This is a genomic window from Burkholderia sola, assembly GCF_905400185.1.
GTDB lineage: Bacteria > Pseudomonadota > Gammaproteobacteria > Burkholderiales > Burkholderiaceae > Burkholderia > Burkholderia sola.
Genome location: NZ_FR989676.1, coordinates 1432053 through 1455320, shown reverse-complemented (window position 1 = coordinate 1455320; position 23268 = coordinate 1432053). Strand labels below are relative to the sequence as shown.

General features: G+C 67.4%; 20 protein-coding genes. 4 read left to right on the top strand and 16 right to left on the bottom strand.

The window, feature by feature from the left end; all coding sequences use genetic code 11:
* Positions 1-3: 3 nt before the first annotated feature.
* The 5 genes from KR541_RS23035 to yfiR form a co-directional block, all read right to left on the bottom strand.
* Positions 4-2142 carry a type VI secretion system Vgr family protein gene (locus KR541_RS23035; protein WP_050012344.1) on the bottom strand — a complete coding sequence of 713 codons (2139 nt, stop codon included), beginning with the start codon at positions 2140-2142 and terminating at the stop codon, positions 4-6.
* Between the two features lie 133 nt (positions 2143-2275).
* Positions 2276-4090 carry a type VI secretion system baseplate subunit TssF gene (gene tssF / locus KR541_RS23030; RefSeq protein WP_235356168.1) on the bottom strand — a complete coding sequence of 605 codons (1815 nt, stop codon included), beginning with the start codon at positions 4088-4090 and terminating at the stop codon, positions 2276-2278.
* Positions 4091-4433: 343 nt separating this feature from the next.
* Positions 4434-4943 (bottom strand): outer membrane lipoprotein YfiB, encoded by a 510-nt coding sequence (yfiB, locus tag KR541_RS23025; protein ID WP_124555562.1) that lies wholly within the window; start codon positions 4941-4943, stop codon positions 4434-4436.
* A gap of 86 nt (positions 4944-5029) precedes the next feature.
* Positions 5030-6298, bottom strand: coding sequence for a diguanylate cyclase DgcN/YfiN (gene dgcN, locus KR541_RS23020; protein ID WP_050012341.1), 1269 nt, complete (start codon positions 6296-6298; stop codon positions 5030-5032).
* Entirely contained in the window at positions 6295-7002 is a 708-nt protein-coding gene (gene yfiR / locus KR541_RS23015; RefSeq protein WP_089489623.1) for a regulatory sequestration protein YfiR, read from the bottom strand. Before yfiR ends, dgcN begins: the two co-directional genes overlap by 4 nt.
* Positions 7003-7397: 395 nt before the next feature.
* On the opposite strand from yfiR, the gene KR541_RS23010 reads away from it, so the two are divergent.
* The gene (locus tag KR541_RS23010) at positions 7398-8639 is read left to right on the top strand and encodes an NAD(P)/FAD-dependent oxidoreductase (RefSeq protein ID WP_050012339.1); all 1242 of its coding nucleotides are present in this window, start codon (positions 7398-7400) and stop codon (positions 8637-8639) included.
* Between the two features lie 52 nt (positions 8640-8691).
* On the opposite strand, the gene KR541_RS23005 is transcribed toward KR541_RS23010, so the two are convergent.
* From KR541_RS23005 to KR541_RS22960, 10 genes are all read right to left on the bottom strand, one after another.
* A complete protein-coding gene (locus KR541_RS23005; RefSeq protein ID WP_050012338.1) occupies positions 8692-9837 on the bottom strand; it encodes an alpha-hydroxy acid oxidase in 1146 nt (381 codons plus the stop codon).
* A gap of 171 nt (positions 9838-10008) precedes the next feature.
* Positions 10009-10776, bottom strand: a complete 768-nt coding sequence (locus KR541_RS23000) for a FadR/GntR family transcriptional regulator (RefSeq protein ID WP_050012337.1) — start codon at positions 10774-10776, stop codon at positions 10009-10011.
* Between the two features lie 67 nt (positions 10777-10843).
* Positions 10844-11734 carry an L-fucono-1,5-lactonase gene (locus KR541_RS22995; RefSeq protein ID WP_216090003.1) on the bottom strand — a complete coding sequence of 297 codons (891 nt, stop codon included), beginning with the start codon at positions 11732-11734 and terminating at the stop codon, positions 10844-10846.
* A 64-nt stretch (positions 11735-11798) separates the two neighbouring features.
* Entirely contained in the window at positions 11799-12740 is a 942-nt protein-coding gene (locus KR541_RS22990) for an ABC transporter substrate-binding protein (protein WP_050012448.1), read from the bottom strand.
* Positions 12741-12811: 71 nt separating this feature from the next.
* Entirely contained in the window at positions 12812-13849 is a 1038-nt protein-coding gene (locus KR541_RS22985) for an ABC transporter permease (protein WP_216089808.1), read from the bottom strand.
* A gap of 27 nt (positions 13850-13876) precedes the next feature.
* A complete protein-coding gene (locus tag KR541_RS22980) occupies positions 13877-15415 on the bottom strand; it encodes a sugar ABC transporter ATP-binding protein (RefSeq protein WP_050012335.1) in 1539 nt (512 codons plus the stop codon).
* A gap of 12 nt (positions 15416-15427) precedes the next feature.
* Positions 15428-16204, bottom strand: coding sequence for an SDR family oxidoreductase (locus tag KR541_RS22975; RefSeq protein ID WP_050012334.1), 777 nt, complete (start codon positions 16202-16204; stop codon positions 15428-15430).
* A gap of 88 nt (positions 16205-16292) precedes the next feature.
* Entirely contained in the window at positions 16293-17570 is a 1278-nt protein-coding gene (locus KR541_RS22970) for an L-fuconate dehydratase (RefSeq protein WP_050012333.1), read from the bottom strand.
* Between the two features lie 23 nt (positions 17571-17593).
* A complete protein-coding gene (locus KR541_RS22965) occupies positions 17594-18436 on the bottom strand; it encodes an ureidoglycolate lyase (protein WP_050012332.1) in 843 nt (280 codons plus the stop codon).
* Between the two features lie 43 nt (positions 18437-18479).
* A complete protein-coding gene (locus KR541_RS22960) occupies positions 18480-19244 on the bottom strand; it encodes an SDR family oxidoreductase (RefSeq protein WP_124652927.1) in 765 nt (254 codons plus the stop codon).
* A 662-nt stretch (positions 19245-19906) separates the two neighbouring features.
* On the opposite strand from KR541_RS22960, the gene KR541_RS22955 reads away from it, so the two are divergent.
* The 3 genes from KR541_RS22955 (at position 19907) to KR541_RS22945 (ending at position 21868) form a co-directional block, all read left to right on the top strand.
* Entirely contained in the window at positions 19907-20197 is a 291-nt protein-coding gene (locus tag KR541_RS22955; protein WP_039366241.1) for a DUF3331 domain-containing protein, read from the top strand.
* A gap of 170 nt (positions 20198-20367) precedes the next feature.
* A complete protein-coding gene (locus tag KR541_RS22950) occupies positions 20368-21354 on the top strand; it encodes an oxidoreductase (protein ID WP_089489788.1) in 987 nt (328 codons plus the stop codon).
* A gap of 214 nt (positions 21355-21568) precedes the next feature.
* Positions 21569-21868, top strand: a complete 300-nt coding sequence (locus tag KR541_RS22945; RefSeq protein ID WP_050012329.1) for a DUF4148 domain-containing protein — start codon at positions 21569-21571, stop codon at positions 21866-21868.
* A 193-nt stretch (positions 21869-22061) separates the two neighbouring features.
* Here KR541_RS22945 and KR541_RS22940 read toward each other — a convergent pair whose 3' ends face one another.
* A complete protein-coding gene (locus KR541_RS22940; RefSeq protein ID WP_089489624.1) occupies positions 22062-23258 on the bottom strand; it encodes a TauD/TfdA family dioxygenase in 1197 nt (398 codons plus the stop codon).
* Positions 23259-23268 lie beyond the last annotated feature (10 nt).

Below are 23268 nucleotides of genomic sequence, written 5' to 3'. Positions count from 1 at the left end.
GAGTTATTTGTTGAGATCGATGCGCTTGCCGTTGACCGTCACGCCGTCGTCGGTCATCAGGATCACGGAGCCGTTGTGCTCCAGGCGGATGCCTTCCGGCGCGAGCGAGATCGAGCTGTTTTGCACCTTCAGCAGGATGCCGCGCTCGGCCACGTACACCTGCGTACCGCCGCCGCCATCCTTGGCCGGCGTCGTGACCTCGACGGTCGTCGCCGTGGTGCTGCGCTTCTCGGCGATCGTCTCGGTCAGGTTGCCCTGCGGAATCTGCTTTTCTTCACTGCCCGTCGCCACGAGGACGGTGCGCATCGGCCCGAACACCTTGTGCGTCTCGTTGTTCTCGACGACGGTGTTCATGTCCTTCTGCGCGTGCATGAAGAATTCCTGCATGCCGTTCGTGTCGGTCATGCGAATTTCGTTCGACCCCTGCCCCTTATGCGTCTGGCTCTTGATCCCCATCGTCTGCCCGGCCGCGCCGTGATACGGGTTGCCCTGCTCGCCGTTGAACACGCGGCCGACGATCACCGGGTTATCCGGATCGCCCTGATTGAACGCCACCAGCACTTCCTGCTTGATCCGCGGAATCGCGGCCGCGCCCCAGCCGTCGCCCGCCCACGGTTGCGACACGCGCACCCACATCGAATCGGAGCCGTCCTTCTTGCCGCGCCGGTCCCACGGGAAATGCACTTTCACCGCGCTGCCGTTCGTATAGATTTCCTCGCCCTTCGGCCCGACGACGATCGCCGACTGCGTGCCGTGAATCACCGGCTTCGGCGTCGCGCGCGGCGCACGGTACGGAACCTTCTTCGGCAGCAGCGCGAAGCTGTTGCGGTACGGCAGCTTCGCGCTGTGCTGCGTGTAGTCGTTCACGGCCTCGTGACGCACGTGCAGGATCACGTATTCCTGGTTGTTTTCGAGGACGGGATGATTCGCGACGGCCACGGCGCCGGCCGTGGTCATGCGCCACGCGTAGCCGCCGCCGGTATAGCGATGGGCTTGCGCCTCCTCGGCCTCCATCGCGAAACGGGCATAGCGGTTGCCGTCGTCGCCGTGGTCGTACAGCGACTGGTGCTCGAACCGCTCGGTCGCATCGAGCCGCGCATGCTTGAGATTCTGCGGCCCGACCTCCACCAGCATCAGCGGCGACGACGGATTCTGGTGATTGAAGTCGCGGAACGTGACCTTGCCGACGCCGAAGCGCCGGCCTTCGTGCAACTGGTCGATGCCGCTGTCCTCGCTCGCCTCCGTCGCGGCGAACGGCACGGTGGCGAGCCCGTCGATCGGGCGGAACAGCAGGTTCGTGTCGCCGATCACGAGAAGGTGCTTGTCCTTCTCGTACCGATGCGTCCACACGAGCCCCTCCTGCTCCATCAGCCGCGCGCAGAAGTTGTAGTAGCTCTCCTGGTACATCACGACGTACTCGAGCGGCTTCTGGCTGGTCCGGATGTCGAACACGAAATCGGAAAAACCGTGTTCCTGGAAAATCTCGGTGAGGATGTCCTGCGCGGTCTTGTTCTGGAAGATCCGGCAGTCGGTCGAGCGCGTGAGGAACCAGAACCACGGCACGGCCGTCAGGTGATATTGCGTGACGTTCCCGGGGTTGCCGGCGCGGTCGAACGACGCGACGTAGCCGTCGAAATAGCGGTCGTTGTCGCCGGTGCCCGACGCCACCACGCGTTCGAGCGTCGACAGGCGCGCCTGCTGGTCGAAGCGGATTTTGACCTGCTGGCCGATCAGGTCCTCGGGCCTCAGGTCGTGGCGATGCGACAGCAGGTCGAGATGGATTTCCGGCAAGCGGTTCACGTGCTCGTCGACGACGGCCGCGCTGACCAGCAGCACATCCGGGCCGAGCGGCGTATCGAGCGTGACGTAACGGTTGAGCTGCGTCAGGCGCGCGGGGTTCGCGGCGCCGTTGATCGCTTCGGCGATGGCGCCGGGCGTCTTCTCCATCAGCGAGAAGCCGGTCTGCGCGAGTTGCAGCGCGCGCTGGACGGTGTCGACGTGCCCCGCGAGGCCGGCAAGCGGCCCGAGGCTGCCGGCCACACTCGACGCCACCGGGCCGGCGAGGCCCCCGAGCGCGCTCAACGAGCCGAGCGCACTGCCGCCCAATCCACTGGGAATACCCCCGTTCGGAGCGAAACTCATTTTTGTTCCTTGCGTGTGATCTCAGGTTCCATCGGCCGGCTCGCCGGTCCGCGGCTTCGATAATGTAGGGTAAAACCCGAGCGCTTGAAAGACGTCCGCAAACGTTTTCGTTCGAGCCCTGAAAAGCGAGAAACTAAACCAGCGGCTGGGTACCCGGACGCGGCGTCCCACGCCGAAGCAGCACGCCGGTAGCGGCCGAAAACAGCACGACCTGCACGAAGCTCGTGACCGGCACGTATGGCGCGAACAACCGGTCCATCACCTGCGCGAATCCGCTCAGGCTGAACGCGGCGAAACGCTGCTCGTCGACGACCAGCCGCACCTCCAGCCCGTGCACGAACGCCAACGCCGGCTTGCCGGGCAGCCAGCACCGCACGCGCGCCGTCGACAGCGACACGAGCGCATCGAAGCGCCGGCCGGCGTCGACGGAGTCCTCCGCCCAGCGCGCGCAAAGCCGCCTGAGCTGGGTCAGGCCGCCCTTGTCCAGCCGGATCGCCTGCGGCACGAGGAGCGACAGCAGATCCCACAGCTCCCCGTAACGGAAAGCGGGCGGCTGGCTCCGTGTCGGCCGGTTCAGCAGCGAAATCGTTCCCACCGGGTCGCCGCTGGGCAACGCCAGCTCGCGCCCCCGCATCCCGGACAGATCGCCCTGCGTGCAGGACAGCCGTATCTCCAGCTTGCGATGACCGGGATCGGCAGGTCGTCCGTCCTGGTCGACCAGTTCCAGTTCGACGCCGCGGCGCGACTCGGCAGTGTCTGCCGGGACTGGCGGCGGAGTCGCCTCCGTCTCCTTGGACCGGGAATCGACAGGCTCCTTAGGCGCCCGCCGTGCCTCGTCGCGCAACGTCATCCAGAACAATCCGGGACGCATGCCCGCGCCATGTTGCAGCGACCGGAACGGCGCCAGCATCGACGCGCCCGAGTCGGAAACATGGCGAACGGTGTCGATCGACCAGATAGCCGTGCGCGACGCGCCGGCCTGCGCAAGCGCCTTCACCGCGTAATGGGCGCAACCGGCGCGCGTCTCGATCGGCTGGGCGTCGTCCGGAAACAGGTTGATGACCGGCGCACAAAACAGCCGGACGTGGTCGGCAGTGGCGGCGGCCAGGCGTTGCGCGCGATGCGAATCCGGATGCACGCCCGCGATCGCGAGGTGGAGCGCGACGCGACGGTTGACGCTGGCGATTCGCTTGATCGCCCGCATGTCCAGGTCGACAAAGTCGAAACGCTCTGGCACCGCGCAATACGTCATCAGCAAGTGGAGCGGCCAGAGCGCATCGTCGGGCCGCACGTCCAGCAACGCATCGGCGGGATCGAAGCCGACGGCCGTGAACGTCGCGTCCGGCAGACGCTTCCAGCGCGTTGCATCGCCTGCTTCGACGAAGCTTCGGCCGGCAAGAAGCAACACGGCATCGGCGAGCGCCGCGACGATTTCCCGCGCACCGGTGAAATGCATGCGCAATGTGTCCGGCACGATGGCGAACGTCGCCTTCGGCGTCGTGAGTTCGAACGTGAAGGTCAGCAAACCGGTCGTTTCCGGGGGCAACGCGACGTCGCGCGGCGCGATCGACGAGGTCGTGTAGCGCACCGACGATACCGTCAGCGGCACGATCTCGACATCGTCCGCGATGCGGAATACTTCCTTGCCGACCGGTGCGATCAGCCGCTCGCCGCGACGAACGACGCGCGGCGCAGTCAGTTCGCTGCTGCCGTCGCCATGGAATTGCGCAATCGCGCACGATGGAAACGGGCGCAGAAAAGCGCCGTCGAGCGTATCGAGAAAACTGCCCGTGAACGCAGGCACGTCATCTTCGAGACGAATGTCGTGACACGCCGCCATCAACGCGAACGACTGCAACAGGCGTTCGACGTGCGGATCGTCCGAATGCTCGCCGGTGATCGCCAGCCGAGCGGCTATTTTGGGAAAGCGCTGAGCAAACGTCTGCATCGAATGGCGCAGCAGCGTCATCTCGCGTTCGAAGTGCGGCAGCAGATCCTTGGGTTCGATGGCCATACTCGTTCCGTCCGTCGCTGCATTCGCCTACGACGATGCAGCATTCATGAAAGCGGAACGATCTTATTCGGATAGGTCGCTTTTTATTTCCAATGAATTGAACGGCCACCATGTTGGCGGCGGCGAATTCGGTCGATGGCCATCCTGCCTTCGGCGAATATCAGGGCTCGCCGCGTGTGAATGGCCGCTCGCAAATTTTCTCGCCAATGGTGGCGAACCGTTAAAACAGACAGCACAGCGTGCTCGTCGACGCGGCGGCCACGCGCCATGCATCGCGTCACCGCGGCGAAACCACGATCGCCGCTCGCCGATTCTGCGCCCGCCCGCCCGGCGTCTTGTTATCCCCTACCGGATCGCGCTTCCCTTTCCCGACGATCGCGATCCGCTTCGCATCGAGTCCCGCGTCGACCAACTCGACAGCCACGACTTCAGCCCGCCGCCTCGACAGCTCGACGTCGTACTTCTCCGTCCCCTCGTTATCCGAATACCCGTACACCCGCACCCCGTTGATCCCCGCCGACTGCAACGTCCGCCCGATCCGCTCGACGATCCGCCGGACATCCGGCTTGAGGTTGTACCGGTCGAAATCGAACAGGATCGGCCCGGTCGAGCCGAACTCGAACCCCTGCCCAGTCTCCTGGAACCCGGCCGACTTCAGCGCCGTGACCTGCGTCTGCGTCAGCCCGCGATGAAGCGGCGGCGTCTGGCAGCCCCCCAGCAGCATGCCCAGCAGCAGCGCACTCCCGACGCACGTCCGCCTCATGCTCACAGGAAACGAGTGGTTCATTTCGCATCCCCTTCCATCGCGCCCGCTCCGCAAGCGCTTCTTTTAACCGCCGCCGCGGCCTCGTCCGCGGCGCGAGTCGATCGACATCACACCGGCCCTGCCACGCTCTCCGCCAACTGCCACGATCCCGGCCGCGCGCGCTTGGCGCGGTACATCGCGATATCCGCCGCGCGCAGCAGGCCGCTCGCGTCCGACGCGTGATCGGGATACAGCGCAACGCCGGCACTCATCATGGTGGCCACCACGCGGCCGTCGGACAGCTCGATCGACGGCGCCATGCCGGACAAAATCTCGTCGGCGATCCGGCACACGCTGCCCGCTTCGGGCACCGCCGCCAGCATCACCGCAAATTCGTCGCCGCCCAAGCGCGCGACGAGATCGGTCTCGCGCACCCGCGTGCGCAACCGCGATGCGATGCCGATCAGCACCGCGTCCCCGGCGTCGTGACCGAGACAATCGTTGATCTCCTTGAAGCGGTCGCAGTCGAGATAGAGCACCGCGACCCGATGACCCGTCAACGTGGCATCGCACAGCGCAAGCGCCAGGCGCGATTCGAACTGCATGCGGTTGGGCAACCCGGTGAGCGCATCGTGCGTCGCCTTGTGCTCGAGCGACGCGTTCTCGTCGCGCAGCGTGTTCTGCCAGTCTTCGAATTCGTCGAGCAACGCGTTGAAGTCGTCGCCGAGCTGATTCAGTTCGGCGATCGCCGTCGGCTCGACGCGCCGCGCGAACGCCCGCTCGCGCCGCACCGCGTGCGCGACGCCCGCCAGCGCGCGCAGCGGCGAAACGATGTTGCGCAGCAGGCGCTTCGAGCTCACATACGCGCCGAACACGCTGACGGCGAGGCAGCCGAGAATGCCGCCGACGCCGCCGAGCAGGAAGCCGAAGAACTGATGCCCGCGCCCGCGCACGACGACGTGGCCGACGATGATGCCGTCATGCATCACCGGCGCGGTGACCGGCCCGGGCAGCGCCACGTCGGCGACGGCGCGCTCGAGCCGGGCGACCCCGTTTCCGGCCGGCAACTGCCACGTCGCGAACAGTTGTCCCTTGCTGTCGGTGACGACCACCTGCGCGACGTCCTCGTCGCCGGCGATCATCCCGATCGCCTCGTTCGCCGCGACGCGATCGCCGAACACGAGCGCCGCCTCGACCGTATAACCGAGCGAGCGCGCCAGCAGATTCAGGTTGTTGCCGGCATACGCGCGCAACGCGATCACGGCGACGACGATCAACGACACGGCGGCCATCGTCACGGCGACGAACGCGAGGCGCAGATGCGCGCGGCGCAGCACGCTTTGCAGCGTCGGGCGCGGCGGGCGCGAAGCGGGAACGGGGGGCGCGGATCGTGTCATGGCGCCACCGGCCGTCGTGCAAGGTTGAGGACGTTCGGATGCACGCGCACGCCGCTGCGCGCGACGGCATCGAGATTGATGTCGAAGGTGACGCGTTCACCTTCGACCGTGACGCAGAACATCGCGCCCGCGGTGCAGGACATATCGTGTTCGGCAATGGTCAGCACCGGGCGGCCGGACAACACGGCCCTGACCCGTGCGCGCTCGTCGTTGCCGAGGGCGCCGAGATAGACGACGTCGCACGCGACGCCGAGCGCGGGGTCGTCGAAGCGGACGCGCTGCACGTCGAGCACGGTCGAGCCGGCCTGCAGCGTGTCGGTCAGGCCGCCCGCGTAGTCGGGCCTGCCGGTCACGCACAGATGCAGACGGACGGGCGTCGTCGGCCAGCGCGTGAAGCTGATGATGCCGAGCACCACCTGACGCACGGCGGAGTCGTGTGACGAAAAGGCGGGACCCGTTGGGCTGGCCGGCGTGGTGGTGGCGGCAACTTGCACCGCATCGATCGGATGCTCGTCCATCACGGCAGGCGCGCCGGCGACGACCGGTACGGCGCTCAGAACGCAAACGATTGCGGCAAACGCCTGGCGGACCGTGGCGACTCGGCCCCGCCGGCCGGACGCCTTTCGCGCGGCGATGGCCGCCGCGCACGCTGGCGTCGATGCGACTGCGAGACTCGCAGCCGCCGCGCACACACTTGCATCCATGATGGAAACATCTGCCGCAGTCGTTCCCGGCCCTGCCTCCTGCCTGCCATGCGCGTGCAGGCACCGTATCACGCGCACGATTCCTTCCATCTTAGGTAAAAATTCGGATGACCAAGCAGTGGGAAACACCCGCGAAAGCATCGGAAAGCAGGCGGATTCCGTGTGGCTGCCCGATGAGACGGACGGACGCGTCGACCGATGTCGATTCGATCTCGGCGTCGGCGAATTGATCGGCGGATTGATCGTCGCGCACGGGCCAGCCGCCACGTATCGACCGTGTGCCCCCTCTTGGCCCCCCACGCCGGCGCGAGTATGCTTGCGGTTCGAACGATTCCCAACCCGGGCGCGCACACCGTACCGCGGCCACGCGCCCCGCCAACCGTCACTCACCATCGATGGATTTCGACGTCATCGTTCTCGGCGCCGGCATCGTCGGCGTTTCCGCCGCGCTGCACCTGCAGGATCGCGGCCGCAAGGTTGCCCTCGTCGATCGCGGCGCGCCCGGCGAAGGCACGAGCTTCGGCAATGCCGGGCTGATCGAGCGCTCGTCGGTCGAACCGTACCCGTTCCCGCGCAGCCCGTTCACACTGATGCGCTATGCGCTGAACCGCTCGACCGACCTCTACTGGCACAGCGCGTCGCTGCCCGCGTTCGCGCCGTGGCTCGCACGGTTCTGGTGGGAATCGGCGCCGCTGCGTCACGCGGCGGCGTCGCGCGACATGCTGCCGCTGATCGAACGCTGCATCGTCGAACACGATGTGCTGATCGCGCGGGCCGGCGCCGGCGAACTGATCCGCGCGAGCGGCTGGCTCGAAGCGTTCCGCACGCCGGCCGCCTTCGAACGGGGCGTGGCCGACGCCAGCCTCACCGCGCGCCGCCACGGGCTCGGCATCACGCCGCTCGACGCGGCCGCGCTGCGCGCGCACGAACCGAGCCTCGCCCCGGGCTTCTGCGGCGCGCTGCACTGGCTCGACCCCAAAAGCGTCGTCGATCCGGCCGCGCTCGTCAAAGCGTATGCGCACCTGTTCGTGCGGGGCGGCGGCACGCTGCTGACCGGCGACGCCGCGAGCCTCGACGCGCTGTCGCCCGGCTGGCAGGTTCGGACCGACGACGGCCCGGCGGCCGCGCCGGCCGTCGTGGTCGCGCTCGGCCCGTGGTCCGACACGGTGTTCGGCAAGTTCGGCTACAAGATCCCGCTGCGCGAGAAACGCGGCTATCACATGCACTACGCGCCGTCCGCGCGCGGCGTGCCGTCGGCGCCGATCGTCGATCGCGAATACGGCTACGTGATCGCGCCGATGCGGCGCGGGCTGCGGCTGACGACCGGCGTCGAGATCGCGCGCCGCGGCCTTCCGCCAACGGGTGTGCAGCTCGAACGCGCGGAACGCGTCGCGCGGCCGGTGTTCGGGTTCGGCGAGCGGCTCGACCCGCATCCGTGGCTCGGCTTCCGCCCGTGCACGCCCGACATGCGCCCGGTGATCGGCCCCGCGCCCGCGCATCGCGGGCTGTGGTTCGCGTTCGGACACAACCATCACGGGCTGACGCTCGGCCCCGTCACCGGCCGCCTGCTGGCCGAGATGATGACCGGCGAAGCGCCGTTCACCGATCCGGCGCCGTATCGCGCGGATCGCTTCTGAGCGCGCGATACCGGCGCCGGCACGAAGGCTCGGCTGGCGCCGAAACCCGTCGTCAGCGAAAGCGCAGCTGATTCCGCCCGAGCTGCGCAACGGACGCGCAGCCCATTAGCCGCATGTCCCGTTCGATCTCCGTGCGCATCAGTTGCAGCGCACGTTCGACGCCGGGCTGCCCGGCGGCGGCGAGCGGAAACAGGTAATAACGCCCCAGGCCGACCGCCTTCGCACCGAGCGCCAGCGCCTTGAGCACGTGCGAACCCCGTTGCACGCCGCCGTCCATCATCACGTCGATCCGGTCGCCCACCGCATCGACCACCTCGGCAAGCTGGTCGAACGCGGCGCGCGAACCATCCAGTTGCCGTCCGCCGTGATTCGACAACACGATGCCGGTGCAACCGATGTCCACCGCCCGGCGCGCGTCGTCGACCGACATCACGCCTTTCAGGCAAAACTGCCCGTTCCACTCCCGCACCATCGCGGCGACGTCGTCCCATGTCATCGACGGATCCAGCATGTCCGTGAAGTAGCGGCTGATCGACATCGCGCCGCCGCCCATGTCGACATGCCGGTCGAGTTGCGGCAAGCGGAATCGCTCGTGAGTCAGGTAGTTGATCGCCCAGGCCGGCTTCAACGCGAACTCGGTCATCCCCGCGAGCGTCAGCCGGAACGGAATCGAGAAACCGGTGCGCTTGTCGCGCTCGCGATTGCCGCCGGTGATGCTGTCCACCGTCAGCATCATCACGTTCACGCCGGCTTCCCGCGAGCGGTTCATCATCTCGCGGTTGAGACCGCGGTCCTTGTGGAAATAGAACTGGTACACCTGCGGGCCCGCGCTGATCGCACGGGCCTCTTCGAGGCTCACGGTGCCGAGCGACGACACGCCGAACATCGTGTCGAATTTCGCGGCCGCGGCGGCGACGGCGCGCTCGCCGTCGTGATGAAACAGGCGTTGCAGCGCGGTCGGCGAACAGTAAACCGGCATGCCGAGCCTTTGCCCCATGACCGTCACCGACAGATCGACATCGCGCACGCCACGCAACACGTTCGGCACCAGATCGCAGCTTTCGAACGCGCTCGTGTTGCGCCGATACGTGGTTTCATCGTCGGCCGCACCGTCGATGTAATTGAAGATCGGTCCCGGCAATCGCCGTCGCGCCAGCTCGCGGAAATCGTGGAAATTGTGGCAATCGTTCACGCGCATTCGTCACACTCCATTCCGCGCACGAGCGGCATGCCGGTGGGCCGGCACGCATCGCGGCGTTCGTTCTATGGCGACGGCCGGGTCATCACCCCGTACGAGGCCGCGTCGGCACCGGGGTGGGTGCGCATCGCGGACACCGCTGCCGACCATACAGGAAATCGATTCACACGCTCAATCGAGCGCGCGGCCGAAAATGCGGATCACTTCGTCGAGATGCTCGGCCATCGCACGGCGCGCGGCGTCCGGGTCGCGCGCGCGGATCGCATCGAGGATCGCGCGATGCTCGCGCTCCGACCGGTGCGGCATGTCGTTCGGCATGTACAGCGACTGCAGCCGCTGGAACATCAGGTCGTACTTGTGCGCAAGCAGCTGCTTGATCATCAGCGCATACGCGGCGTTGTCGCTCGCCTCCGCGATGCGGATATGGAACAGCCGGTCGCCCGGGTGCGTGAGCGAGCCGCTGCGGTTATCGTCCTGATTGCGCAGAAATGCTTCGTGAATCCCTTCGATCTGCGCATCCGAGCCATGCTTCGCGGCCAGCGACGCGGCCTCCGGCTCGATCAGCCGCCTCGCCTGCAGCAGCGCGAACGGCGGGATTTCGGTGTCGAGGTCGAGCGCGATGCCGAGCTCCGGATCGATCTCGACGATCGAGAACGGCGCGACCGTCGCGTCGGGTGCCGTCACGGGTTCGGGCGCGGCGGCCGTTTCGGGATGGCGCACCTTCACGCCGTCGCCGACGCGCACGCTGACGAGCCCGTTCACTTCGAGCGCGATCAGCGCCTCGCGCACCGACGTGCGCGACACGCCGAACCGTTCGGCAAGTTCGCGCTCGGGCGGCAGATAGCTGCCCGGCGGGAAATCGCCGGACTCGATCATCGCACTGAGCTTGTCGGCGATCTGCTGGTAGAGGCGGCGGTTCTGAATCGGCTGGATGGACATACGTTGACGCTGGTAATCGGTTTCGTTCCGGACGGCCCGAGCATCGCATGGACCGTTCGCGCCTATTTTATATGCCGCGCTTCACATCGCCCGGCACCGCGTAGCAGCGCGCGGCCGTGCCGCCCCACAACGCGGCGCGTTCGGCCGCCGACAGCCGCGCTTCGGCCCAGCGTTCGACGAGCGACGCGACCTCGTCATACGACGCCGCGAGCAGGCACACGGGCCAGTCCGACCCGAACATCAGCCGCCGCGGGCCGAACGCGTCGAGCGCCGCGTCGAGACACTGCTCGATATGCCGGGTGTCCTGCGCGCGCAGGCCGCGCCGCCAGTCGGCTTCGGTCACGAGCCCCGACAGCTTGCACGCGACGTGCGGCAGCGCGCCGAGTTCACGCAGCGACGCGCGCCAGCGCGCGAGCGCCGTGTCGTCGCGTGCGAACTCGGCGAGCGCGGGCTTGCCGACGTGATCGAGCACGAGCCAGTGCGCATCGTGCCGCGCGCAGAACGCACGCACGTCGGGCAACTGGCGCTCGTACACGAGCACGTCGTACACATAGCCGTTCGCCTGCAGCCATGCGACGCCGCGATTGAAGCCGGGATCCGCGACGAACGCGCCGACGTCGGCTTCGTCCTGCACCTGATGACGGAAACCGCGCAGCTTCGGGCTGCGCCACTCGGCAACGTGGTCGGCCAGCGCCGGCGCACCGAGATCCTCCCAGCCGACCACGGCCGCGATGCGTGCGTCGTCGCGCGCCAGATCGAGCAGGAACGCCGTCTCGTCGCGCCCGGCGCGCGCCTGCACCGCGATCGACGCGCCGAGCGCCTGCGCATGCATCTGCGGCCACAGTGCGTCGGGCAGGTAGTCGCGCGCGAGCACGCCCATCCCGGGGCCGATCCACGGATAGTCGGCCGCGCGATAACGCCAGAAGTGCTGATGCGAATCGATACGCACTGCGCCCATGATGCCCTCGTGTTCGATCATCGCGGCGGCGACGGTCATCGCCGCCGCCGCACGTCCGCCACGTTCAGTCGTACAACACCGCCGCGATCTTCGGATCGTCGATATTGGTCTTGTCGTACCAGTAGAACCCGGTATCGATCACCTTCGGCAGCTTCTCGCCCTTGATCGCCTTCACGGCCGCCTCAACCGTCTTGTAGCCGATGCCGATCGGGTTCTGCGTGATCGCGCCGGCCATCAGCCCGCTGCGGATCGCGTCCTTCTGCTGCTTGCCGGAATCGTAGCCGACGATCACGACCTTGCGCTTCATCTCGCGCACGCCGTTGACCACGCCGATCGCCGACCCCTCGTTGGTGCCGAACAGCCCCTTGAGCTTCGGATATGCCTGCAGGATCGACTTCGTCACTTCGGTCGACTTCAGCTGATCGCCTTCGCCGTACTGCACGGTCACGACCTGCACCTTCGGGTGCGCCGACTTCATCCGGTCGAGGAAGCCGTCGCGGCGGTCGATGCCGGTGCGGCTCGTCTGGTCGTGCGCGACCACGGCCACCTGCCCTTCGTCGCCGATCAGCGCGGCGAGCTTGTCGGCGGCGAGCGCGGCGGCCGCCTTGTTGTTGGTCGCGGCCGTCGTCACCGGAATGTCGCTGTCCACGCCCGAGTCGAACGCGATCACCGGGATCTTCTCGGCCTGCGCCTTCTTCAGCAGCGGCAGCGCGGCCTTGCTGTCGAGCGCCGCGAAGCCGAGCGCGGCCGGCTTCTTCGCGATCGCGGCCGACAGCATGTCGATCTGCTTGTCGACCATCGCCTCGGTTTCGGGCCCTTCGAACGTCACCTTCACCTTGTAGTCCTTCGCGGCCTGCGTCGCGCCCGATTTCACGGCCTGCCAGAACTGATGCTGGAAGCCCTTCGAGATCAGCGGGATGTAGGTTTCCTGCGCGTGCGCGCCGGCCGTGACGCCGACGGCGAACGTCAGCCCGACGATCGCGTTCAACACCTTGCTCCTGATCACTTCGCGTCTCCTTTTTTCGTATCGAATGAAATGCCGGCCGAAACCGGCGGTGAAGCGCATGCCTGCGTGTGTCAACGGCGGCGCCGGCGCAGGATGTCCACGTAGACGGCGAGGATGATGATCACGCCCGTCACGACCGTCTGCCATTCCTGCGCGACCGACATGATGCGCAGGCCGTTGGTCAGCACGCTCATGATGAACGCGCCGATGATGGTGCCGACGATGCTGCCCGCGCCGCCCGACAGCGACGTGCCGCCGATCACGACGGCCGCGATCGCATCGAGCTCGTAGCCCTGCCCGAGCGCCGGTTGCGCCGAGTTCAGCCGCGACGCGATCAGCAGGCCGGCGATCCCGCACACCGCGCCGCTGAACGTGTAGACCGCGATCTTCCACGCATCGACGTTCACGCCGGATAGCCTGAGCGCCTCCTCGTTGCTGCCGAGCGCGAACGTGTAGCGGCCGAAGATCGTCCGGTTCAGCACGATCGACGCGCCGATCGCGACAAGGAACAGGATCAGCACCGCGTTCGGAATCGGCAGCGCGGGAATCAGGTTGCCGATCAGCGAATCCTGCGCGATCGACGTGAAACCCGGCGTGTCGTTGAAGTAGATCGGCCGCGTGCCCGAGATCACGAGCGACAGCCCCTTGAGCAGCATCATCATGCCGAGCGTCGCGATGAACGGCGGCACCTTCATCTTCGCGATCACGAAGCCCGACACGCAGCCGGACAGCGCACCGAAGCACAACGCGGCCAGGATGCCGAGCGGCAGCGGCATCCCCCATTTCGTCAGCACGACGCCGGCCATCACCGCGCAGAACGTCATCAGCGTGCCGACCGACAGATCGATGCCGGACGTGATGATCACGTACGTGCAGGCGACGGCCAGCACGCCGTTCACGGCAGTCGCCTGCAGGATCGACACGAGGTTGTCGACGTCGAGGAAGTTCGACGACGCGAAGCTGAAGAACGCGATCAGCAGCACGAGGCTCGCGACCGCGAGCAGCTTCTGCCGCGCGGCCGGGTTGAAAAAGCGCGCTTTCAGGCTCGATGCGGCCGCCGGCGTGTCGCCGGTGGCAAGGGGCGGAACGGGATGCGTATCGTTGGACATGATCGTTAGGCGTCTGAATCGGGACAATCAGGACAACACGGTCGACTCGCGCTGCGTCGCGAGCTGCATGATCTTTTCCTGCGTGGCGTCGGCCGCGCGCAACTCGCCGGTCACGCGGCCTTCGCACATCACGAGAATCCGGTGGCTCATGCGCAGCACCTCGGGCAATTCCGACGAGATCATCACGATCGCCTTGCCGTCGGCGGCGAGCGCATCGAGCAGCTTGTAGATCTCGCTTTTCGCGCCGACGTCGATGCCGCGCGTCGGCTCGTCGAAGAACAGGATGTCGCAGTCGCGCAGCAGCCACTTCGCGATCACGATCTTCTGCTGGTTGCCGCCCGACAAGAGCCGCGCGGGCTGCGCGACCGACGGCGTGCGGATCGCGAGCTGGCGCACGTACGACTGCGCGGCGTCGCGCATCGCGCGCGCGTCGAGGAACAGGCCGCGGCGCACGAAGCGGCGCATGCTCGACAGCGCGATGTTGTTCTGCACGTCCATCCCGACCGCGAGCCCGAAGTGCTTGCGATCCTCGGACAGGTAGCCGATCCCGTATTTCACTGCGTCGGCCGGCGTGCGGATCGTCACGGCCCGGCCGTGCACGCGGATCTCGCCCGCATCGACCGGATCCGCGCCGAACACCGCGCGCGCGACCTCGGTGCGGCCCGCGCCCATCAGCCCGGCGAAGCCGAGGATCTCGCCGCGCCGCAGCGTGAAGCCGACGTCGCGGATCGCGCGGCCGCGCGACAGCCCGCGCACTTCGAGCGCAATCTCGTTCGCGGACGTATCGGGCGGCGTGCGGGTGTCCGCATCGAGCTGGCGGCCGACCATCATCGCGATGATCGTGTCCATCGACGTGCCCGCCATCGGCACGGTCGCGACGTACTTGCCGTCGCGCATCACGGTCACGCGATCGGCGATCTGGCGCAGCTCGTCCATCTTGTGCGAGATGTAGACGATGCCGACGCCGTGCGCGCGCAGGTCGCCGATGATGCGGAACAGCTCGGCGATCTCCGCGTTGTTCAGCGCGGCGGTCGGCTCGTCCATGATCAGCACGCGCGAGTCGAACGACAGCGCCTTCGCGATCTCGACCATCTGCTGCTTCGCGACCGTCAGCCGGCCCACGAGCGTGCGCGGGTCGAGATCGAGCCGCATCCGCTGGAAGATCGCGGCAGCGTCCCGATTCAGCCGGTCTTCGTCGACGAACACGCCGAAGCGGCCGCGCGGCTCGCGACCGATGAAGATGTTCTGCGCGACGCTCAGGTGGTTCATCAGGTTCAGCTCCTGATGGATGATGCCGATGCCGAGCGCCTGCGCGGCACGCGGGTCGACGATCTCCACCGGGCGGCCGTCCATCCGGATCTCGCCCGCGTCGCGCGGGTAGACGCCCGCGAGAATCTTCATCAGCGTCGACTTGCCGGCGCCGTTCTCGCCCATCAGCGCATGCACTTCGCCCGCACGCAGGTCGAAACGGCAATCGTCGAGCGCCTGCACGCCCGGAAAGCGCTTGCCGATGCCGGTCAGCGCGATCAACGGCGGCGCGGTGTTCGGGTTCAGGTCGGGTTGCATGGAACGCGGCCCTCAGCTGATCGCACGATCGAGATGCGTATAGCCGCCGTCGACGAACAGCCACTGGCCCGTCGTGTGCGATGCGCGATCCGACAGCAGGAACACCGTCGTATCGGCGATCTCGTCGGCCGTGGTGAAACGCTGGCCGAGCGGCACCTTGCCGGCGATTGCCGCGACTTTCGCTTGCGGATCGTCGAAGCCGGCGATCCAGTTCTGGTAGAGCGGCGTCATTACCTCCGCGGGAATCACCGCGTTCACGCGCACGCCGTCGTTACGCAACGCGACCGCCCATTCGCGCGTCAGCGCGAGCTGCGCACCCTTCGACGCGCAATAGCCGCTCGTGTTGCCCTGCCCGGTCACGGCCGTCTTCGACGAGATGTTGACGATCGCGCCGCGCGTCGCCTTCAGGTGCGGCACGCAGTAATGCGCCATCACGTAGTAATGGATCAGGTTGCGTTCGAGCGACGCGACGAACGCGTCGCGCCCGGCGTCGAGCCCGATGCTGTCGTTGATGCCCGCGTTGTTGACGAGGCCGTCGATGCGGCCGAAGCGCGCGACGGTCTGCGCGACCGCGTCGCGACACTGCGCGTCGTCCTGCAGTTCGACAGTGACGCACGCGGCGCGCGGCTGTTTCTGTGCAAGTGCACGCCAGAACGCATCGTCGGGCGCGTGGCGCGCGAACACCACGGGAATCGCGCCTTCGCCGGCCAGCCGCATCGAGATCGCGGCGCCGATGCCCGACGCGCCGCCGGTCACGATCACGACCTTGTCTTGCAGGTTCAAATCCACTTCGCGTCTCCGTCGTTCATGTTGTCGCCGCGCACGGTGCGCACCACGCGCACCACGCAAATGGCGCGCCGTCGTGCGTTGCCGTGCGTCAGCCGCGGAACCGGTACTGCTCCAGCGATTCGGGCTTCATCTCGATCGAGAAACCGGGCGCCGTCGGCGGCATGTACGCCGCGCCGCGCACCACGCACGGTTCGACGAAATGCTCGTGCAGGTGATCGACGTATTCGGTCACGCGCCCTTCCTTCGTGCCGGAAATGCACACGTAGTCGATCATCGACAGGTGCTGCACGTATTCGCACAGCCCGACGCCGCCCGCATGCGGGCACACCGGCAGCCCGTACTTCGCGGCCATCAGCATCACCGCGAGAATCTCGTTCACGCCGCCGAGCCGGCACGCGTCGATCTGCACGACGTCGATCGCGCCGCGCGCGATGAACTGCTTGAACAGCACGCGGTTCTGGCACATCTCGCCGGTCGCGACCTGCACCGGCGCGATCGCCTCGCGGATCTTGCGATGCCCTTCGACGTCGTCGGGGCTCGTCGGCTCCTCGATGAACCACGGCCGCGCGAACGCGAGCGCGCGCACCCAGTCGATCGCCTCGTCGACTTCCCACACCTGGTTCGCGTCGATCATCAGCTTGCGGTCAGGGCCGATCACCTCGCGCGCGATCGTCACGCGGCGGATGTCGTCGGCGAGGTTCGCGCCGACTTTCAGCTTCACGTACTCGAAACCTGCTTCCACCGCCTCGCGGCACAGCCGGCGCAGCTTGTCGTCGCTGTAGCCGAGCCAGCCGGCCGACGTCGTGTAGCACGGATAGCCGTCACGCTCCAGCGCGGCGATCCGCGCGGCCTTGCCGGGCGCCTGCCGGCGCAGCAGGTCGAGCGCTTCGTCCGGGCTCAGGCAGTCGGTCAGGTAGCGGAAGTCGATCGCCCGCACCAGCTCCTCCGGGCTCATGTCGGCAACGAGCCGCCACAGTGGCTTGCCGACGGCCTTCGCCCACAAATCCCACACCGCGTTGACGACGGCGCCCGTCGCCAGGTGGATCGCGCCCTTGTCGGGGCCGATCCAGCGCAACTGGCTGTCCGACGTGACGTGCCGCCAGAAACGGCCCATGTCCTCGCGAATCCAGTCGAGGTCGAGGCCGACGACGAGGTGGCGCATCGCGTCGATCGCCGCGCAGCAGATTTCGTTGCCGCGCCCGATGGTGAACGTGAGCCCGTGACCTGCGAGCCCGTCGCGATCGGTTTCGAGGATGACGTAGGCCGCCGAATAATCGGGGTCCGGATTCATCGCGTCGGAACCGTCGAGCTGGCGCGAGGTCGGAAAGCGCACGTCGAGGACGCGCATCGATCGAATGATAGGCATGACGAACCGTCCGTTGAAGGGAATCAGGCCTGCACGGTGCGCTGGCGCTGCTCGCCGAGCCCGTCGATGCCGAGCGTGATCACCTGTCCGGCGCGCAGGTAGACGGGCGGTTTCTGCCCGAGGCCGACGCCCGGCGGCGTGCCGGTCGAGATCACGTCGCCCGGCTGCAGGCTCATGAAGCGGCTCAGGTAGCTGATCAGGTGCGGCACGCGGAACACCATCGTCGCGGTCGTGCCGTTCTGGTAGCGGTGGCCGTCCACTTCCAGCCACAGTCGCAGCGCGTGCGGATCGGGCACTTCGTCGGCCGTCACGAGCCACGGGCCGATCGGGCCGAACGTGTCGTTGCCCTTGCCCTTGTCCCACGTACCGCCGCGTTCGAGCTGGTATTCGCGCTCCGACACGTCGTTCACCACGCAGTAGCCGGCGACGTGCGACAGCGCATCGGCTTCGTCGATATAGCGGCCGCCCTGGCCGATCACCACGCCGAGTTCGACTTCCCAGTCGGTCTTTTCCGAGCCGCGCGGAATTTCGACGTCGTCGTTCGGGCCCGAGATCGCGCTCGTCCACTTGCCGAACACGACGGGCTCCTTCGGCACCTCCATCCCGGATTCGGCCGCGTGATCCGAATAATTGAGCCCGATGCAGATGAACTTGCCGACGCGGCCGACGCACGCGCCGAGCCGCGGCATGCCTTCGACGAGCGGCAGCGACGACGGCGGAATGTCGCGCAGCCGCGCGAGCGATGCAGGGGTCAGCGCGTCGCCAGCGATATCGTCGATCACGCCGGACAGGTCGCGAATCTGGCCGTGCGCATCGAGCAGGCCCGGCTTTTCATGGTGTTTGTCGCCAAATCTCAGCAGTTTCATAGCGTTGTCTGAATGGAATCGGAAGGTAAATAGGAAGGCGCGGTCAGTTTGACCAGCCGCCATCGATCAGGTGAATCGTGCCGGTGGTGAACGACGCTTCGTCGGACGCCAGATAGAGCGCGAGCGCGGCCACTTCGTCCGCGCTGCCGATGCGGCCGATCGGCTGGCGCGCGACGAACGCCTGGCGCACCTCGTCGGCGGACACGTGGCGCGTGCGCGCCTGGTCGGCGATCCGCTGCGCCAGCGACGGCGATTCGATCGTGCCCGGGCAGATCGCATTGCAGCGGATACCGCGCTCGACGAAATCGGCGGCCACCGCCTTGGTCAGCCCGATCACGGCCGCCTTGGTCGTGCCGTACACGAAGCGGTTCGGCACGCCCTTCACGCTCGACGCGGCCGACGCCATGTTGACGATCGACGCGCCGCCGGCTTCGAGCATCGCGGGCAGCAGCGCGCGGATCAGCCGGTACATCGACGTGACGTTCAGGTTCAGCGAGAACGCCCACGCGTCTTCGTCGCACTCGAGGATCGAGCCGTGATGCACGTAGCCCGCGCAGTTGAACAGCACGTCGAACGCGCGTTCGCTCGCGGCGAGCGCGGCCACCTCGTTCGCGTCGGTCACGTCGAGCCGCCGCGTGGCCAGCCGGCCGCCCGCGCGCTCGGCATCGGCTTCGAGCCGCACCAGCGCGGCTTCGTTGATGTCGGTCGCCAGCACGTCGGCGCCCTCGCTCGCGAACCGCAGCGCGGTCGCGCGGCCGATGCCCTGCCCGGCCGCCGTCACCAGCGCGCGTTTGCCCTGCAATCTCATGAGCTTCTCTCCGAAAAAGCCGGCCGCCAGTCGGCCGATTGGCACAAAGGACTAAAGGTCCAACCAATCATAGGAACGGATCGCGCGTTTGTCACGAAATTGGGATTCAGTATTTACCCGGGGCGGGTCAATCCGTGCGGCGCACGAGAATGCGGCGCGCGACCGGCGTTGAAGTGCTGCCCCGCGATCCGTTCAAACCCAATACCGGCGTTCCAGCCGATTCTTCAGGCGCGTCCCGTACCGCGCACGGGCGAAACTGACAAAAAAGTCATGTTCGCGTCAGGGTGCCAACGGGTGCCGCACGCCATCATGGCGTTGCCGGACCGCGCTTCCGGTACATCGCCCCCCGCCCGCTCCGGATCCCGAGCGGGCACCTCCGTCCCCCGGCGATGTATCCCGTGACTGGGCGAGCAGACACGGTGTGCGGGCCGATTTTCCGCCCCGGGCTTCTTGTCCGGGGCTTTTTGTCTTTGGTTTTCCAAGAAAATAAGCGTCGATTGTTTCTAAATCGGCAAAAGGTAATTCGAGCCGGACAGGATGTTTTTTCCGGTCACAGACGCTTACATTTAGCGCACCACTCATGGAAACCCCTACGGATTCCCCCTTGGGTAGTGACACCCACTGCCATGGCCGAACCCGCACGGGCTTTAGGAAACGGCAAAATGAAGGCCTCCAAATCCCTGCCTGCGCTCGATCCCGCCGACGTCCACGTCGAAATCCTCGAACGTTCCGATACGCTGCTCGTCGTCCGCTGGGTCGAACCCGGCCGCTGTCATTACGGCGAACAACGCTGGCGCCGCCGCTTCGCGCAACGCACCGGCACCTGCGCGCTGTCGCGCCAGGTCATCCACCGCGGCGACGAAGTGTTCCGCCCGGCCGAGCGCCCGGCCCCCGCGAACGCCGCCGCCATGATCTCCGCCGCCGAGGTGCTCGCGCTGGCCGGCGGCAGGTAACACCCGCCGGTCCTGCGCCGGACTCGCGGCGCCACACCCTGAGCCCCGAATCCCTAGAAGCGCCGGTCTAATTCCTCCGCTTGTCTGCTCCGTCCGCCCGCACTATCGTTACACCACTCAATGTAACGATTAAGTGCCGCGGCCGACCGGCCGCGCCGATGGAGGCAGACATGCATGCATGGAGCGCGCGCCACGTCCCGGCGCAAGGCGGCAAGGTCGCGGTCGTGACCGGCGCCAACAGCGGCCTCGGCTGGCATCTCGCGGAAACGCTGGCCGCGAAAGGCGCGACGGTCGTGATGGGCTGCCGCGACGGCGCACGCGGCGCGCAGGCCGCCAACGCGATCCGCCGGCTTCATCCTCATGCACGCGTCGAAGTCGATCCGCTCGACCTCGCCGATCTCGCATCGATTGCACGCTTCGCGGCCGACGTCGGCGAACGCCACGGCCGCGTCGACATCCTCTGCAACAACGCCGGCGTGATGTTCCTGCCGCTGCGGCACACGCGCGACGGCTTCGAGATGCAGTTCGGCACCAACCACCTCGGCCATTTCGCGCTGACCGGCCATCTGCTGCCGGCGCTGCGCGCCGCGCACCGGGCGCGCGTCGTCACGATGTCGAGCGGCTTCAACCGCGGTGGCCGGATTCGCGTGGACGACCTGCGCGCCGCGCAGCGCTACAACCGTTATCTCGCCTATTGCGACAGCAAGCTCGCGAACCTAGTGTTCGCGATCGAGTTGCAGCGCCGCTTCGCGCGCGCGGCATTCGCGGGCATCAGCGTCGCCGCGCATCCCGGCTATGCGGCGACCAACCTGCAGTTCGCGGGCCCGGCGATGGACCGCTCGCCCGCCCGCGCCGCGTTGATGCGCGCCGCGAACCGTTATCTCGCGCAACCGGCCGACCAGGGCGCGCTGCCGGCGATTCATGCGGCCACGTCGCCCGATCTGGCCGGCGGCGCGTACATCGGCCCGTCCGGCTGGTTCGAATCGCGCGGGCTGCCGGCGCCGGCGAGCGTGCCGCGCGCGGCGCGCAGCGTGGCGGCGGCGGCGCTGCTGTGGGAAGCATCGGAAGCCGCGACCGGCGTGCGCTTCCTCAGCGCCGGGGCACCCGCCGGCCGCTCGCCGGGTCGGCCGCTCGATACGGCGGCCGAGGCGCGCTGAGTCGTGCGCCGGCGATCGCAATATTCCTCATACTTATTACGCTGACCGAAAAGAAAGCCCGTTGAAAGACTGATGCGCCGCCGCACTGTTACCGGCCAGGAAACAATTTATCGTCAAAATCAGCGTTTACCCTGAACCCGCCGGTGACTAAGATTGGATCAATCGCTCAAGACATGGTGTCGGGAGCGAACCCAATAAAACACCGGAGGTCACCATGAAATCGCTCGTTTCCGCAGTCGTTGCCGCTGCCGCCCTGTCCGCTTCGTTCGGCGCATTCGCTCAAAGCACCGTGACGCGCGCTCAAGTGCGCAACGAACTGGTCCAGCTCGAACAAGCCGGCTACAAGCCGGGCGTGTCGAGCCCGTACTACCCGAACGACATCCAGAGCGCCGAAGCGCGCGTTCATGGCGCCGACACCAGCGGCTACGGCGCACAACCGGCTCCGCTCGTCCATTCGGGCGCGCCGGCAGCCGCTTCGTCGAACGCACGCGACTCGATCTTCTTCGGCCAGTAAGCCGATGCGCCCCCGGCGGGCGCCGCGCGTCGCGCGATGAAGTCACGCAGTCCGGACGAGCCCCTTCGCGGGGCTCGTCTGTTTTGTGAAACGCATACCTCCGCCGCCCGGCAGCGGGTGGCTTCGCCCGGACGCCTGGCGTCCGGGTGCTTTTTCCCCAAGAGGTCGTGCGTGAAGACGCCGTGTGTGTCGATCAGCGCGCAGCGTCGGCCGGCACCGCCCGCGACAACACGCGCCACCGCGACAGCAATTCGTCGCGATCGACGTAACAGCCCTGCAAATGCCGGCGGCCCGTCGACGGATCGAACCCGGTGCGCGCATGCAGCACGCGCCGGTTGTCGAACGCCCACATGTCGCCGGCCCGCAGCCGGCGCTGCACGCGAAAGCGCGGTTCGCGCGCCAACGCGAGGAACCGCCGGTACGCGCGATAGACGGCCGCGACCGAGCCGGTCGGCGCATCGAGCGGCCCGCGCAGGAAGTTCGCGACGCGCACTTCCGTCACGTTGCCGCGCGCATCGCGCCCGATCACCGGCGCCGAACAGCGGTAGTCGCTGTTCGCGCTCTTGTTCCAGAACTCGAACGGCGTCGATGCGAGCTGCTCGAAATCGTCCGGATGTTCGCGCCGCAGCGCATCCGCGAGCGCGAAGCCGTCGAGGAAGATGCTGTCGCCGCCCGTCGCGTCGTTCGCGAGGCAATGCAGGAACTGCACGCCCGGCTGCAATTCGCGCGTCGGCAGGTCGGTGTGCGGCGGAAGATTCAGCGACGTATACGCATTGCTGTCCGGGCGCGGCTTCGATTCGACGTCGAACAGCACGCCGAAATTGCTTTCGCGGATCAGGCCGACGCGGCGCGCGACCTCGTCGACGCGGCCCCGCTCGGCCGGCACGCCTTCGACGAGCGTCAGCCCCGTGCGCTGCAATGCGCCGAGCCATGCGAGCAACGCGTGATCGTCCTCCATCACGTCGCGCCACGCGAACACGCCGATCGCCGTCGCATCGTCGCCGGTCCATATGTGCCGCCCGTGCGCGGCCACGCGCTCCGCGCGCGACGCGTCGTCATATGCATGCGCACGCAACCAGCCCGGCGACCACGCGCTGCGGTGTCCGTCGTTCCATTCGACATGCAGCGCGCCGTCGGTTTCGACGTGCACGGTAAGCGCGGACAGATCCGCGCGCGCATCGGCGATCTCGAAGACCTGTTCGCGCGTGATCGCATGCACGCACGCGGAACACGCGCAATTGTCGCGCAGCCAGTCGAAATGGAACGGCGATCGTCGCGCGTCGCTCCATTCGACGTCCACCTTGCCGTCGCCAATCGTCGCCGCCGCGATCGCCGCGTCGGCCGAAAATGTCCGCCAGTCCTCGATACGGTCTTGCGCTGCCGCCTGCATCGTTGCCTCC

Coding starts and splice junctions, on each gene's coding strand:
- KR541_RS22980 (WP_050012335.1), bottom strand. CDS start 15,415: ATGCAACCCGACCTGAACCCGAACACCGCGCCGCCGTTGATCGCGCTG.
- KR541_RS22985 (WP_216089808.1), bottom strand. CDS start 13,849: ATGTCCAACGATACGCATCCCGTTCCGCCCCTTGCCACCGGCGACACG.
- KR541_RS23005 (WP_050012338.1), bottom strand. CDS start 9,837: ATGCGCGTGAACGATTGCCACAATTTCCACGATTTCCGCGAGCTGGCG.
- KR541_RS22995 (WP_216090003.1), bottom strand. CDS start 11,734: ATGGGCGCAGTGCGTATCGATTCGCATCAGCACTTCTGGCGTTATCGC.
- KR541_RS22965 (WP_050012332.1), bottom strand. CDS start 18,436: ATGAAACTGCTGAGATTTGGCGACAAACACCATGAAAAGCCGGGCCTG.
- dgcN (WP_050012341.1), bottom strand. CDS start 6,298: ATGACACGATCCGCGCCCCCCGTTCCCGCTTCGCGCCCGCCGCGCCCG.
- KR541_RS23035 (WP_050012344.1), bottom strand. CDS start 2,142: ATGAGTTTCGCTCCGAACGGGGGTATTCCCAGTGGATTGGGCGGCAGT.
- yfiB (WP_124555562.1), bottom strand. CDS start 4,943: ATGAACCACTCGTTTCCTGTGAGCATGAGGCGGACGTGCGTCGGGAGT.
- KR541_RS22970 (WP_050012333.1), bottom strand. CDS start 17,570: ATGCCTATCATTCGATCGATGCGCGTCCTCGACGTGCGCTTTCCGACC.
- tssF (WP_235356168.1), bottom strand. CDS start 4,090: ATGCAGACGTTTGCTCAGCGCTTTCCCAAAATAGCCGCTCGGCTGGCG.
- KR541_RS22945 (WP_050012329.1), top strand. CDS start 21,569: ATGAAATCGCTCGTTTCCGCAGTCGTTGCCGCTGCCGCCCTGTCCGCT.
- KR541_RS22955 (WP_039366241.1), top strand. CDS start 19,907: ATGAAGGCCTCCAAATCCCTGCCTGCGCTCGATCCCGCCGACGTCCAC.
- KR541_RS22940 (WP_089489624.1), bottom strand. CDS start 23,258: ATGCAGGCGGCAGCGCAAGACCGTATCGAGGACTGGCGGACATTTTCG.
- KR541_RS23000 (WP_050012337.1), bottom strand. CDS start 10,776: ATGTCCATCCAGCCGATTCAGAACCGCCGCCTCTACCAGCAGATCGCC.
- KR541_RS22960 (WP_124652927.1), bottom strand. CDS start 19,244: ATGAGATTGCAGGGCAAACGCGCGCTGGTGACGGCGGCCGGGCAGGGC.
- KR541_RS23010 (WP_050012339.1), top strand. CDS start 7,398: ATGGATTTCGACGTCATCGTTCTCGGCGCCGGCATCGTCGGCGTTTCC.
- KR541_RS22950 (WP_089489788.1), top strand. CDS start 20,368: ATGCATGCATGGAGCGCGCGCCACGTCCCGGCGCAAGGCGGCAAGGTC.
- yfiR (WP_089489623.1), bottom strand. CDS start 7,002: ATGGATGCAAGTGTGTGCGCGGCGGCTGCGAGTCTCGCAGTCGCATCG.